Origin of the sequence: Microbacterium lacticum, assembly GCF_006716815.1 — a bacterium.
Classification (GTDB): domain Bacteria; phylum Actinomycetota; class Actinomycetes; order Actinomycetales; family Microbacteriaceae; genus Microbacterium; species Microbacterium lacticum.
Genome location: NZ_VFPS01000006.1, coordinates 110,597 through 123,248, shown reverse-complemented (window position 1 = coordinate 123,248; position 12,652 = coordinate 110,597). Strand labels below are relative to the sequence as shown.

The 12,652-nt window shown below is 66.8% G+C and carries 14 protein-coding genes; all 14 read right to left on the bottom strand.

The window, feature by feature from the left end; all coding sequences use genetic code 11:
• Nucleotides 1–462 precede the first annotated feature (462 nt).
• Nucleotides 463–717: a glutaredoxin domain-containing protein gene (locus FHX68_RS13730; RefSeq protein ID WP_141381257.1), complete on the bottom strand. Its 255-nt coding sequence runs from the start codon at nucleotides 715–717 to the stop codon at nucleotides 463–465.
• A 15-nt stretch (nucleotides 718–732) separates the two neighbouring features.
• Nucleotides 733–2,262, bottom strand: coding sequence for an FtsK/SpoIIIE domain-containing protein (locus tag FHX68_RS13725; protein WP_141381258.1), 1,530 nt, complete (start codon nucleotides 2,260–2,262; stop codon nucleotides 733–735).
• Nucleotides 2,263–2,393: 131 nt separating this feature from the next.
• Nucleotides 2,394–3,380 (bottom strand): hypothetical protein, encoded by a 987-nt coding sequence (locus FHX68_RS13720; RefSeq protein ID WP_141381259.1) that lies wholly within the window; start codon nucleotides 3,378–3,380, stop codon nucleotides 2,394–2,396.
• A gap of 44 nt (nucleotides 3,381–3,424) precedes the next feature.
• Nucleotides 3,425–3,916 carry a hypothetical protein gene (locus FHX68_RS13715; RefSeq protein WP_141381260.1) on the bottom strand — a complete coding sequence of 164 codons (492 nt, stop codon included), beginning with the start codon at nucleotides 3,914–3,916 and terminating at the stop codon, nucleotides 3,425–3,427.
• An 11-nt stretch (nucleotides 3,917–3,927) separates the two neighbouring features.
• Nucleotides 3,928–4,317, bottom strand: coding sequence for a hypothetical protein (locus FHX68_RS13710; protein ID WP_141381261.1), 390 nt, complete (start codon nucleotides 4,315–4,317; stop codon nucleotides 3,928–3,930).
• Nucleotides 4,317–4,529 (bottom strand): hypothetical protein, encoded by a 213-nt coding sequence (locus FHX68_RS15345; RefSeq protein ID WP_170219073.1) that lies wholly within the window; start codon nucleotides 4,527–4,529, stop codon nucleotides 4,317–4,319. Before FHX68_RS15345 ends, FHX68_RS13710 begins: the two co-directional genes overlap by 1 nt.
• A complete protein-coding gene (locus FHX68_RS13705) occupies nucleotides 4,526–4,954 on the bottom strand; it encodes a hypothetical protein (protein WP_141381262.1) in 429 nt (142 codons plus the stop codon). Before FHX68_RS13705 ends, FHX68_RS15345 begins: the two co-directional genes overlap by 4 nt.
• Before the next feature lie 84 nt (nucleotides 4,955–5,038).
• A complete protein-coding gene (locus FHX68_RS13700; protein WP_141381263.1) occupies nucleotides 5,039–5,233 on the bottom strand; it encodes a hypothetical protein in 195 nt (64 codons plus the stop codon).
• Nucleotides 5,230–6,852, bottom strand: coding sequence for a DNA polymerase (locus FHX68_RS13695; RefSeq protein ID WP_170214282.1), 1,623 nt, complete (start codon nucleotides 6,850–6,852; stop codon nucleotides 5,230–5,232). Before FHX68_RS13695 ends, FHX68_RS13700 begins: the two co-directional genes overlap by 4 nt.
• The gene (locus FHX68_RS15340; protein WP_170219072.1) at nucleotides 6,849–9,452 is read right to left on the bottom strand and encodes a hypothetical protein; all 2,604 of its coding nucleotides are present in this window, start codon (nucleotides 9,450–9,452) and stop codon (nucleotides 6,849–6,851) included. The genes FHX68_RS13695 and FHX68_RS15340 overlap by 4 nt, the downstream gene beginning before the upstream one ends.
• Nucleotides 9,415–10,440, bottom strand: a complete 1,026-nt coding sequence (locus tag FHX68_RS13690) for a DDE-type integrase/transposase/recombinase (RefSeq protein ID WP_141920125.1) — start codon at nucleotides 10,438–10,440, stop codon at nucleotides 9,415–9,417. The genes FHX68_RS15340 and FHX68_RS13690 overlap by 38 nt, the downstream gene beginning before the upstream one ends.
• On the bottom strand, nucleotides 10,437–10,868 hold the full coding sequence (locus FHX68_RS13685; protein WP_141381664.1) for a hypothetical protein: 432 nt from the start codon (nucleotides 10,866–10,868) through the stop codon (nucleotides 10,437–10,439). The genes FHX68_RS13690 and FHX68_RS13685 overlap by 4 nt, the downstream gene beginning before the upstream one ends.
• Nucleotides 10,828–11,277 (bottom strand): hypothetical protein, encoded by a 450-nt coding sequence (locus FHX68_RS13680; RefSeq protein ID WP_141920304.1) that lies wholly within the window; start codon nucleotides 11,275–11,277, stop codon nucleotides 10,828–10,830. The genes FHX68_RS13685 and FHX68_RS13680 overlap by 41 nt, the downstream gene beginning before the upstream one ends.
• 548 nt (nucleotides 11,278–11,825) lie before the next feature.
• Nucleotides 11,826–12,380, bottom strand: a complete 555-nt coding sequence (locus FHX68_RS13675) for a hypothetical protein (protein WP_141380421.1) — start codon at nucleotides 12,378–12,380, stop codon at nucleotides 11,826–11,828.
• Between the last annotated feature and the right edge of the window lie 272 nt (nucleotides 12,381–12,652).

The following is a 12,652-nucleotide window of genomic DNA, read 5'->3' as shown; positions in this document are numbered from 1 at the left end:
GCTGTGTCCGCGTTGCGGTGAGATGGTGCGGGTGTTCGAGGCGGCGTACGGGATGTCCCTCGGCTGTGAGGAGTGTCTGTGGATGAGTGAGCCGGAGCGCCCCGAAGAAAGAAATCCCCCGGCACAGAAGGAGCCGGAGGATTTCTGAGGGGGCGGGCACACACTCCGCCACCCCGGGAAGGGACTGCGCCGAGAGGGAAGAAGAGGGGGAATCTCTCGGCACAGCCCCGGTCTTTCAGGCTCGCCGGGGGCGCGACCAGATCAGTGCGCCCCCGGCGAGGGCGGCGATTCCACCGATGACGCCCGCCCAGATTGCGGGGGTCCGGCGAATGCCACGACCGCGAGGAGTGCGAGGGCGGAGGTGATGATGACGGGGGTCTTGCGCATGGGAAGTCCTTCCGGGTGGAGGACGTGTGCCCTCGCCTGTTGAACCCCGTCCGTTCGGGTTTTGCCCCTCCGTCGTTAGGCTGCGAGAAGCCCAAGCGCGTCGATCTTGTCCGGGCGGAAGCCCGACCAGTGATCGACTACGCACTCGTCCCTGTCTCGCAGCACGACCACGGGCGCTTGGAGGTGCCCGAGGCGCTTAGTGAGGGCGAGCGCGGCAGCGTCCTCAGAGAGGTCGACCACCGCGTAGTCGATGCCGAGCGCATCGAGGCGGCGGTACGTTGCCGTGCACTGCACGCACGAGGGCTTCGAGTAGACGGTGAGAGTAGCCATGAGGGTCTCCTTCAGTCAGAGCAAGTCGTCGAGCGAGAACTCGGCGGGCGGAGTCGCCCCGCGACGAGGCGGTGTCGGGTCGTCGTCGAGGTCGGCGAAGGGGTCGCCGTCGAAGTCCGCGAAGGGGTCGTCGGAGAAGCCCTCGAACGGGTCTGCGAGGTCGGCGGGTGTCGGGGATTCGGGCTGCATGATCTCCCACTTCTGTGCGCGTGGGACACCGCGTGCTTCGAGGAGAGCGGGGAGCCGGAGTGCGTCCTCATAGGCGACGCGGAAAGCCGCGACGCCTGCCCCTCCCTCCGCCATCGTGACGCCGGAACCGGGCATGTCCCCAAGGCGCCCGAGAAGGTCAGATGCCTCGGGCGCGAACTGACCCGGGAAGAGCATTCGGAGCGATTCGGGAGCCATCGGAGCGGAACCGGGTACCTTCAGCTGCACCTTCTGTCCGATGTTCGCTCGGAACTCCCCGGGGAGGAACGAGGTGTCGGGACGCTGTACGCCGAGCACCATGTGGATGCCGACGTTGCGCGCCTCGCGACCGAGCTTTCCGAGGTAGAGCCGGATGATCGTCTTTGCTACCCGGTCCTGCTCGAACTCGACTCGGAGGGGGTCGTCCTTGTCGAGAGCCGACAGGTTTGCGGACGAGTCTTCGAGCAGTGATGCGGCTTCATCGATGATGACAGTCACGGGACGGATGCCCTCCGAGGCACGTACGTCTGCGGGGAGCTTTGCCCAGAACCCGATTCCGTGAGCCTGAAGCACCTTCTGGCGCCGGACGCGCTCCGCGTACACCGTCTCGATGACCGCCCGCGCCTCGGGAAGTGTGGTGACCGCTACCGCGGCGCACCAGGGGTGCAGCGGGGTGAAGTCGACCGCGTTCTTCGTCGGATCGACGACGATGAGATCGTGCCCCCGAGACAGCGCGCCAACGGCGTGAGCGAGAAGGAAGTAGGACTTGCCCGCACCCGTCTCTCCCGCGACCAACCCGTGTGGGACGGAGAGCTTCTGCCCGACGACGCGCGCGCCGGTGTCCTGCCCGTGGGGGATGAAGTCCCACAGGTCGGGGTCGAAGTCGATGGTGAGGTCGGCGAGCGGAACACGCTGCGGGAGCCGGAGCGGGTCGCGGCGTTCGAGCACCACGCGACCCGACACGAGGTCTTCCTCGATGCGCCAGTCGGCGTGGGCACCCGGAATGACTAGCACCGCGGCGCGCCAGACAGCGAGTCGCTTCTCGGCGTCCGTGCCCGCCTCTGGTGCCCGGAGCAGCTGCACGAGGTCGACCACGCGAGGGTTGTCGGGGTCGAGTTCGACCGCGACCTCGACCTCCCAGGGACGGACCTTGAGGAAGCTCGCGAGGCGGTTGCGGATCGCCCGCGCTTCGGGGGTGAGGTGCGCGATGATGGCGAACTTCTCGTGCTGGTTGACCTCGACGAGGTCGAACCCCTTCTGCCGCACGCGCTCGGCGAGAGCGTCCACCTGAGAGCCTTTGAAGTCGCTGCTGAGCGTGAGCCGCTGCGCGTCAGGGCGCTCCTGGACAACTGCGATCATCGACGTTTCCGGGTCGAACTTCCCCGGGGTAAATCCGTGACCGAAACGCGCGTCGAAGGACTCATCGAGCTTCGCGCGAGCCGCCGCCGTATTCGGGAACCCGGGAACGCTCACGCGCTCAGGGATGACGTTCACGTCCAGTCCCGCTCGTCGAAGGTCGGGATGTCGCCGTCGCGCGACGCCGGGGCGGACGGCTCCGGGGCGGCGCCCCACGGGTCGTCCTCGTCGAGCGCCGCCACGGTCTCGGTGGCGATGGGCTGCGACAGGTCGCTCTCACCCTCGATGAGTCCGCCGGAGGCAGCGCGTGCCTGTTGACGGGCGAGCGTTTCCGCTGAGATCGGGACGAGGAAGATGCGCTGGTAGTCAGCTTCCGCGACCTCAAGGTGCTGCCCGAGCCGGGTGCGAGCGAGCCGCTCCCTGACCTGTGAGAGATCGACATCGACGTGCGGGGTGACGAGGAGGTTCTCGCCCGCGTACCCCCACGATGCCGCGGGGATGCCGGTCTCCGGGCGCGGCTCGAACAGGCTGCGAGGGTTGCCGCCCAGCATCGCCGCGAGGGAAGCCTCGATCTCAGCCTCCGCCTGTGCGGTCTCTCGGGCGTCGCGAACCGCGAGGCGTCCAAGGTAGATCGGCAGGGGGAGGAGATTGATCAGGAGCGCCACGCCTGCGAGACCGGTCGCGAGACTCTGCATCCACGCGGGGAGGAACGTGATCGTGAAGCTGCGGTAGAGGATGCTCGCAGCGACGAGAGAGAGCGATGACCAGACCCACCACGCGGGGACGTGCGCGCGAAGGAGCCGGAAGAATGCTCGGACACGGAGGGGCACCTGAGAGAATGCGGCGACGCGGCGCGTGACGAAGTAAACCCCGAGGAGACCGAGGAGCACTCCGACCAACGGCGCGGTGCTCCACAGGACGCCGGTGAGCACGAGCATGACGAGCACGAGCGCAGTGGCGAGCACCTGCTCGATGCCCGACAGTCCGTCGCGCTCGACGTGCCTTGGTCGGTCGGCGAGGACCGCCCATCCCGCGGAGCGACCCGCGAGACGGGTGGCGGCACGCCCGTTCGCGCTCCAGCGGGCGATGTCCCGACGGGAGTAGAGACCGTCGTTGCTCATGTCGTTTCCCTCTTCCTTGGTGATCTGTGGTTGCGCGGGTCGGACTACGACACTCGGTGGATCTCGACGAAGAAGACGAGGGGGGTCGGGATCTCGGACGGTCGCAGCTGCTCGACAACGACGCGGTAGTCGCCGGACGGGACTCCTGTAGCGACGAGTTCGAGCCCAGCATCGGTCTGCCGCGTCTCGAACTTGCCCACGACCGGATCGCCGTCCGCGCGCTCGAACGTGATGCTTGTCGTGTCGTAGTGAAGCGGAGCGAAGGCGTACCGCGGCTCGATGAGGAGCGCGGAGCCGCTGCCGTCGCTCTCGATGATCGTTCGAGCGCGGCTCTGCACGACCTCGTTGCCGAAGGTGTCGCTCTCGTGCGAGACCTGCGCGGAGAGGGAGCGGGTGGCGGCATCTGCGTCGCTCGCGGCGGCGTTCGCGACGGTGAGCGACGCGATCCCGACGCCGAGGGTGGCGATGAGGAGTGCACCTGCGCCGAGCTTGAGCGCGTGGTGGCGGAGGAACGGGATGGGGCTTGCGAGCTTCATGGTCTCTTCTTTCAGCGCAGACGGAGGACGCGGGCGCCCTCGCGGTCGGAGAGGAGGTTCGCTGCGGTCAGCGTCGAGATGAGGTCGGGGAGGAGGGTGACGAGGCGGAAGGTCGGGGTGCGATTGCCCCACGCGATGCGGAGACGGTCAGCCTCGACCGAGAGATCGAATGCGTCGAACGGGTAGTCGAGCGTGTCGAGGAGGTTTGCTGCCGTGACGCCGTCAACGGAGACCTCGACCCACGGCGAGGACTGGTCGTCGGTGGGGTAGCTGAAGTGGAGGTGACGCTTCCGCAGCGTCACCTCCTCCTGCGCGATCTCTACCGCACGACCGGCGTCACGCACGCGGACGAGCGCCTCCTCGACCCTCAGTGCGACGCGGGTGCTCAGGAGCGAAGCCATCAGTCCCCTCCTTCTCGGAGAAGGTTTTCCAACTCGACACGACGGACGAAGATGCGTGCGTGCGTGCCCTCATGGCTACGGACGAGCGAGGGGAGGAAGGGATGGAGCTTTCCATGTCGCCGAATGCGCTGATACGCGTTCGGTGCCGAGATGCCGAGCGCGGCGGCTGCCTCGGGGAGCGGCACGAGCGGGTCGGAGAACGAGGCGCTCATGCCGCCGCCGCCGTTTCTTGGGCGGCGAGCAGCTTCTCGATGGTCTTTCGCGGGTTCCCGAGGTGGGCGACCTTGCCGTCACGAACGAGGAAGAACCCTCGTTTCGTGTACCCGTTGCTGCCCACGGTCGCGTCGGCGAACTCATAGAGCCCGTCCCGCTCATACGTGAACGTGGTCGAACCCGATGCGCCCGAGCGGGAGAGCGAACGCTCCATCTCCACGAACTCGCGGCAGAGACCGTACGTCGGGTGCGTGCCGGTGATGCGGGCGATCCACGAGCGGCTACCGGAGCCTCCGCCGCGAACCTTTACGAACGCGCTCGTCGCGGAGATCGTCGTCGAGGGGTAGGTGACCCCGAACTCGAACTTGTCCTCGAACGAGTCGTCGTCGATCTTGAGTCCCTGTGCGATTGCATTGACGTCCACGATGCTCTCCTACTGTCTGCTTGTCTTCCTTGCTAGACAAAACTATACAGTACAAAACTGAGAGAAACCTGACAAATATGGACACTAAGGGCGGTCTTCGATGTCCTGGATCTCGAACTCGGAGACGTAGAGCCGGGTGCCGATCCGGTGAACTCGGGTGACCCGTGGGTGAAGCTCCCCCGTCCGTAGAACGCGCTTGTGCGCCGCGCTTGGGGTGAGCCCGAGTCTCCGTGCCGCCTCGGAGAGCGGGATCAGGGGGTCCGTTTCGATGTCGCTCATGCGTGCGCGAGCCTTCCTCCGAGGATGACGCCCTCGGCTTCTACGGTCACCCCTCCGATTTCGCCACCGAAGGTCTCGGTGAGGATCGTGGCGACCTCGGCAGCGCGGTCGGGTGTCGTCTGCACGATCAGTTCGTCGTGGATTGGGAGGTAGAGCCGGTCGGTGTCGCAGAGCCGCTCGGCGACCGCGAGGGTCCGGCGCTTAAAGAAGTCCGCCGCTGACCCCTGCACCGCGTGGTTGACCGCCTTGTACTCCTCACCCGCGCGTGGGGTGGGGAGCGGTCGACCATAGAAGGTCGCGAGGTCGTCGCCGACCATCACGCGCTTGCGCCACTTCGCGAAGGTCGGGAAGGCGCGGTCGATGCCCGCGCGCACCTCCCGCGCTCGATCCTCGGAGATCGCCAGGCGCTGCGCCAGGGATTCGACCCCCTGTCCGTAGAGCGACGCGAGGAGCGCGGTCTTCGCGATCTTGCGGCGAGGGTCGTCGGCGAGGACGGTCTCGCCCCAGATCGTAGCGGCGAGCCATAGGTACGGGTCGCTGCCGGGTGCGACGGCTTCGAGCATCGCGGCGTCCCCAGAGAGAGCGGCGGCGATGCTCGGCTCGACATGGCTGAGGTCAGCCCCGACGAGCACCATGCCCTCGTCGGGGAGAAGGAGCCCGCGCATCCCGGGGGAGAGGTTCTGAAGCGCCGGACGGCGGATTGCGAAACGCCCCGTGACCGTTCCGACCGTGTCGATCTGCGGGTAGACCCGGTCGCCCCGGAGAGCGTCTCGGATCTCGCGGAGCTTCCCGGCATCGCGGGTCAACGCGCGAATACGGACGAACTCGTCGAAATCCTCACGGGCGTCCTCGGGCACATCTGCGTCGTCGAAGGCGTGGTGCGAGAGCGTGTCTCGCCCCTCCGATGTGCGGATGGTGATGCTCCGCTCATCAAGCCACCTTCGCGTCGCGTCGGAGTCCCGGGAGAGGTCAACTCCGAACTCGCGGCGGCTCGTGCGCCCGATCTGCTCGGCGTCGCGCAGGGTGCGCTCTAGGAGATCAACGTCGATGCGGAGTCCCCGGAGCGCGGTCTCGCGCCAAGTTGCCTCGGTGCGAAGCTCCCAGCGCACCCAGTCCTCGTCGGGGTCGCATTCGGCAGCGATGGTCGCTGCTTCGACCGCGCGCGGGGTGACGGCGCGGTGCAACCGGCTGTCGCGCAGGCTCGACTCCAGCAGCGCACGCGTGCGCCAATCCCGCCCGCCGAACTGCGTGCGGAGGGCGCCCCACGCGTGCTGCGCGTCGCGATCCGGGACGTAGTCGGCACCGGGCTGGGTAGCGCGCCAGACGGTGCCCGCGTCGGTGAGCCCGCCGATGCGGATTCGACGGCTCTCCCAGATCGCGCGGGCGAGCACGAGCGCGTCGGATGCCCACAGTTCTCGGTCGCCCGCGCGGAGCACGGTCAGCGCGCGGATCAGGAGGTCGCGGTCGGTGGCGTCGAGCAGCCACGCGTCCCCTTCCTCGTCGGCAACCGCGAGGAGCACGAGGGCTCCGTCCGCGACCTCGCCGTGGAGCCCCACGAAGGTGTGCTCGCTGACCCACGCCTCAAACGCGGGGAAGGTCGCGTCGGTGATGATCCTCACAACGTCACCTCCGCAGCATCGTCGTGCTGCGCCGAGCGTGGGGTGACCGAAGCCGGGTTCGCGAAATCCGCCTCCGGCGCTTCGACGAAGACCGCGGCGTTCGCCGTGACCTCGCCGCGGGGAGTCGCGGTCACGCGGTAGATGTTGCGCGACGTGCGGTCCTTGCGCTTTTCGATTGCGAGGAGATCCTTGCCGTCCTCCGAGGGGATTTGGGTTTGGAGGATCGGTTGGAGAGCGCCGGGGAACGCACGGGCGAACTGCTTTTCGTCGGAGTGGACGATGTCGCCGAGAGTGTGGGGGAGCGAGGCAGTGATCCGCGCCGCCTTGATCGTTTCCTGCGCGGCACGGGCGTCGAACGGCTCGTCGCCGAACCTGCGGTGGAGGAGCGCGAGCACCGGCTCCCAGACCGTGCGGCTCGTGTCCTCTTGCTCGTCCATCCAGTCGCCGCGTCCCTCGAAGGCGCGCTCGGCGAGGGAGAGTTCGTCGTCGCCGATGCGGACGTGGGTAAGCGCAGAGAGCACGACATCCGCCCAAGTCTCGAAGGAGGCGAGGCTCTCGTAGGCGGTTGCCGGGGCGTTCTGCGTCCCGTAGAGGAGGAGCGTGTGCGCGGCCGCGAGCAGCCGCGGACGGTTTGCGTGCGTCTGCCCGACGATGTCGCGGTAGCGCGGGGGACGCGCGGCGTGCATCGCCCGGATGCGCTCGGTCTGATCGAGCCGGATGTTCAGGAACCGGCGGTTGATGTCCCCGCCGACGCGGATGTTGTTGCCGCATACAGTCAGGAGGAGCCCCGATACGTCGATGCTCGACGACTTGCCCAGTTCTCGCGAGGAGTTACCTCCGTCCGCGGTCGCGGTCAACGTCATGAGGACGGGGGCGTCAACCTTCGCGCGCCCGAGCTCATCGACGTGGAGGAAGCGGTGCCCCGCGAGCATCGCGGCGCCGATGCGCTTGTCGATCTCGTCGTTCGCCTTCGTAGACGGGTCGGTAATGTTCGTGACCCCACCGTTCTTGCCGACCGCGAGTGTGCGCCCGACGCGCGCGAGGAGCGACTTGCCTGCACCCTTACCCGGGGCATCGAAGCCGAAGCTCGGCGCGATCCGTGTTGCGGGTCGCGCGACGGTCGTCAGGAGGTAGACGACGGCACGGGCGTAGTCGCCGGGCGACTCGAAATAGAAGTCGCCGAGGGTCTCTGAGGTCAGGTAGCGGTAGGCGTTTTGCGCGTCCTCCCGTGTCGGCGTTTCCTCGACGCGGTAATCCGTCCATTCCTCCGGGTCGAGTTCGAGGTGGCTCTGCGTTTCGAGGTCGAGCCCGGGCGTCTGCGCGACGCGGAACTCGTCGGCGTCGCCGACGCGGAGGAAGGTCGGTTCGTGGAGCTGCAGCGCGACGGTCGGAATGTGCGGGTCCGCCACGAGGTCGCGATAGACGGCGTCACGGATCGACGGCGAGACCTCGTGGAAGAGGCGCGACGGGAACCGGACGCCGTCGCTGCTCTCCTTGAACTCGCACGGCTGCACCGCGTTCAGGATCACGCTGGCGAACCGCGGCGTGTCGTCCTGATCCCACCGCTGTGTTCCTCGTCCGGTGGAGTGCACTTCCAGCAGCGCGCGCGGACGCATCCCGATCCCGGGTGCGAGTCGGAGCAGATACGGCACGTCGCCGCGCGGGCTCTCGATCTCCCGCAGGCGTGCGGCGATATAGGCAGAGAGAGCGCTCGTCGATCCGTGTTCCGGTGACGCCATGTCGATGTGCTCCGGGTCGAAGAAGACCCGATCTCCTTCATCGAGTGCAGTGCGCTGCTTCTCGGTGATCGCGGCGGTGTCGATGAGTTCATCCCGGTAGAGCGTATTGACCGCGCGGGAGACCTTTCCCTTGTGCAGGAGCCGTGCGTACACGTCGAACGGAGTGTGGTACCCCTTCGGGAGCAGGGGGTCGCCCGAGGTCCAGACCATGACGCCTCCGGGGAGGAGATCCTCGTCCCCGTACCGACGGTGCTCTCGACCGATTGTCGCTGAGCGCGGGGTTGCGGTGCCGTCCGGGTCGGGGCGCGTCAGTTCGACGAACCCCGTCGTGTCGAGGTCACCCGCGTGGATCGTCCACCCTGCCTCCAGGAGGAGGTCGAGGGTCGCGCGGTCAGATGCCTGCGCGTTGTACGCGCGCATCACCGGTCGACCAATCGCGGGGACGGGGAGTAGCGCCTCGCCGAGCGAGGCATCGGATGCGCTTGCGTCCGCGAGCGCTCGGCTCAGAGAGCGCAGGGACCCGGGCTTGAGGATGGGCACGTTCCGCACGTCGTTGCGAAGGGTGCCGCCGTCCTCCACGAACGTCCACGCCGCGCGAGTGGGGTGTGTCCTCCCGTAGGAAGGCGCCGTGATCGAATACCCGACAACCAGTAGCTCCGCAGCGAGGAGCACGCCTTCGGGGGTCTGCGCGAATGACTGCACCGTGGGGAGCTTCCGCTTGAGGTCGTCCCACGCTCTCTCGTCACTGACCTCGACCAGCCCGTACCAGTGGCGACCTCCAGACGGCGAGTCCTCGACCCAGAACCGGCTCAGCCGGGCTGTGTCAAGCTGCGTGGAGTCGCTCGGGCTCGGCTTTGGCATCGTCGGTCGGCTTGGGGAGGTTGATGCCGACGATGTCGGCGGGTGCGGGCGTGTGGGGCGGTCGACGGAATCGCTCGGGATGCTTGTCGTAGTACGCCTGCTGGGTCGCGTCGCGTCGGTTCCAGGCGTGGTGCCAGGTGCCGTCGTGGACCTCGTTCGGGCTGAACAGGGCGATGCCGGAGTGCTTGTGGTTCTGGTTGTACCAGGGGACGTACCACTCGACGTAGGCGCGCGCCTGTTCGATGGTCGCGAAGGTGCCGGGGTAGTTCGGCCGGTACTTCATTGTCCGGAACTCCGATTCGGAGAACGGGTTGTCGTTGCTCACCCGGGGCCGGTTGTGTGTCTGCGTGACGCCGAGCTCACTGAGGAAGTCCTTGAGCGCTCCGGAGCGCATCGCAGGGCCGGAGTCAGCGTGGACGGCGTCGGGTATCCCATGCCGACCGAACGCGTCCTCGAACATCTCGACGGCGAGGTCGTCGACTTCGCGTTCCTCGACGCGGCAGCCGACGAGCTTGCGGGAGAAGATATCGATGATCGAGTACGCCTTGAACGCGACGCCGCGCCACGGGGTGCGCAGGTCGGTGATGTCCCAGCTCCAGACCTGTCCCGGACCGGTCGCTTCCAGCACAGGCGCTTCTCGTGGTGGCCGGTCGCTGTTGCTGCGCCGGGTTGGGGCGACGGGGCGGGCGGACTGATCCTCGATCTCGGCCGCGATGCGCCACCACGAGCGGCGTGAGGCGAGCATCACCCCGTCATCCCACGCGGACGCGAACGAGTGATCGACCGCGTGCCCTTCGGCCCAGCCCGCCGTGATCCTGCCGGCGATGACGGCGCGGTCGGTCTCGCTGATGCGTGACGGGTATGCCCGCTCCTTCTGCGGGACGGGATCCGCGACGCGCTCCCGAGGACGCGTCCGGTAGTGCCATGTCGACCTCGCGACGCCGGCGATCTCGAGTGCGCGACGCTGCGACCCAACGGCCGCTGTCAACTGTCCGACGAGGTCGTTCTCGGCGTCGAGGAATCGGATGGATCGTTCGTCGGCTGGTTCACGGCGGGCTCTTGCTCGCTCATCTGATGCAAGAGCCCGATAGCTTTTCCCAGGGTCTCGATAGTCTGCTCGAGTTCACGCACGCGGGCTGTCAGCCGGGCGACCTCCGCCTCCTGCGCGGCGCGTTCACGGGCGCGTTGCCGCTCGATGCCGGTGCGCTTCTCTGGTGGGGTCACCACTCCACCTTCTCGCGGGATCAGTCCACGGTCGAGATCACCGTCGAACACCGCCGACCGCCACCGCCGGAGCCGGTCATACGAGACTCCCTGCTCCTCAAGCCAGAACGCCTTTTGTCCATACGGCTGGATCTCGTACCGATGCACGAACTCACGGATCTGCTCCGTCGAGAACCCCGGACTGATCGACATACCCGCCAACTCCCTCACTGATCATGAATGACTCACGACCAGCTTGGCGAAGAGGGAGCTTCCCGAAAGTCGCGGACGCCTGGGCTTGAAAGAGCGCGTCCTTCATCCGCTGTCGAAACTCGGCGTTCGCCTTCGAAGGCGCCTCGCGTTCGAGCATGAACGGTACGAGGAACGTTCCGTCAGCGGACTCGATGCGCCCGTCCCATCCGAGTCGGAGCGCGACCCCGGTCGCCTCTCCGCGGTCGATCAGATCGAGGGCGGCGTCGTTGACCTCGTCGCGCGTGAGGTTGAGGTGATCGCCCTCCGAGCGCATTGCGGTCTTGTTCGCGCCGACCGCCCAGATGCCGAAGCCCTCGTCAACGAGGAGCCTCGCGAAGTCGTAAAGGTCATCTTGCTTGTCCGTCGTCATGTCGCCGTGTCCGTTCGTCCGTAGTGTCCGCTACGTCTTGTTACTTGACAATAGTATACACCAGAAGAGTTGCGGATGCCTGCATGCTGCAACGACGCTGCGCGCTCGATCTCCTCCGCGGCGGACTCATCCGAGGGGACCGAGCACCTCGTCCGTCAACACTGCTGCTGCGCGGTGCAGGTAATGCAGGTAGTGCAGGCGATGATTTTGCCCGCCGGGCGGCTCACGCGAATCTCTGTGCGAAGCGGCGATTTGGGCGCTCAAAACACTAGTTTCTGAGCGATTTCGTTCCGGCGGATTTTGCTGAGATCTATTACCTGCATCGCCTGCATTACCTGCACCAGGTCATTTTCCCGCGGAATTACGCGGATCTCGTGCAGGTGATGTGCGGGTAGTAGTGCGGGTAGTGCAGGTAGTAGCCACCTGCACAAGCGTGTCCGCTCCAGCGGGCATCTGTACAGAAGTCGACACAGGCATCACCTGCATCACCCGCGTGCAGGCAGTCATCGCCTGCACTACCCGCACGTACTACCTGCATCACCGGTGGCTCACCGGACTATCGGCTTACCGTTCGCGTCAGTGGCGATGACCTTCCGTCCGTCGAGCACAACCTGATCGACCTTGCCCTTCTCGATCCACTGGTAGAGCGTGGCGCGGGAGATACCAAGCGCGGCTGCCGCAGCCGACATCGGGAGCCCTCCCCGCACGTTAACCCGCGGCAGCTTTCCGTTGATCGGCGCGCCTGCTCGACGGCGCAAAACATCCTCATCAGCATCCACAAGGCGGGCAACACCTGCCCAATCGAAGTCCGCGTCCTCCCGAGCCCGTTCGAGCCAACCATCGGCGGCAGCCGCCGCTCGACGCTCGCTACGCAGAGCCTGCACGACCATGCGCTCTGTGTCCGCCTCAGGAATGCTTACGCGTGTTGCCTCACGCTCTCGGACCGCTAGGTACTCGTCGTACGAGGCAGGGATCTCAGCGAGCCGGTCGGCAATCCAGGAGGTCGTTAACGTGCTGTCGCCACGCTCGGTGGCGAGCACCAGCATCTTCACCTGCTCGTACCGTACGCCGGTGGGGAGGTCGGCGAAGTCTTCGTGAGTCATGTGACCATCATGGTCGATAACTCGACAGAAATCGACACTAGGGATGGTAGGCTAGGCATGTCCGCTCTGAGTGTTGTTGTCCGCTTCGCTCAGGGAGAAGCCCCCGGTTACCTGCCGGGGGCTTCTCTTGTTCCGGCGGCGCGCTCCGTGTGGCATCAAACGCGGCGGCACCCGCCCCCGCGCCCGTCCAGGCGCTCACGGGCGCACAGGGCGAGTCGGCTAAAGGAAGTCCTCGGGGTCTGCCGAGACGTGCCCTCGACCATCGCAGAACG

Excerpts from the sequence above, each read along its gene's own strand:
- FHX68_RS13730 (WP_141381257.1), bottom strand. The coding sequence starts at position 717 with ATGGCTACTCTCACCGTCTACTCGAAGCCCTCGTGCGTGCAGTGCACG.
- FHX68_RS13725 (WP_141381258.1), bottom strand. The coding sequence starts at position 2,262 with ATGATCGCAGTTGTCCAGGAGCGCCCTGACGCGCAGCGGCTCACGCTC.
- FHX68_RS13720 (WP_141381259.1), bottom strand. The coding sequence starts at position 3,380 with ATGAGCAACGACGGTCTCTACTCCCGTCGGGACATCGCCCGCTGGAGC.
- FHX68_RS13715 (WP_141381260.1), bottom strand. The coding sequence starts at position 3,916 with ATGAAGCTCGCAAGCCCCATCCCGTTCCTCCGCCACCACGCGCTCAAG.
- FHX68_RS13710 (WP_141381261.1), bottom strand. The coding sequence starts at position 4,317 with ATGGCTTCGCTCCTGAGCACCCGCGTCGCACTGAGGGTCGAGGAGGCG.
- FHX68_RS15345 (WP_170219073.1), bottom strand. The coding sequence starts at position 4,529 with ATGAGCGCCTCGTTCTCCGACCCGCTCGTGCCGCTCCCCGAGGCAGCC.
- FHX68_RS13700 (WP_141381263.1), bottom strand. The coding sequence starts at position 5,233 with ATGAGCGACATCGAAACGGACCCCCTGATCCCGCTCTCCGAGGCGGCA.
- FHX68_RS15340 (WP_170219072.1), bottom strand. The coding sequence starts at position 9,452 with ATGCCAAAGCCGAGCCCGAGCGACTCCACGCAGCTTGACACAGCCCGG.
- FHX68_RS13685 (WP_141381664.1), bottom strand. The coding sequence starts at position 10,868 with ATGTCGATCAGTCCGGGGTTCTCGACGGAGCAGATCCGTGAGTTCGTG.
- FHX68_RS13680 (WP_141920304.1), bottom strand. The coding sequence starts at position 11,277 with ATGACGACGGACAAGCAAGATGACCTTTACGACTTCGCGAGGCTCCTC.
- FHX68_RS13675 (WP_141380421.1), bottom strand. The coding sequence starts at position 12,380 with ATGACTCACGAAGACTTCGCCGACCTCCCCACCGGCGTACGGTACGAG.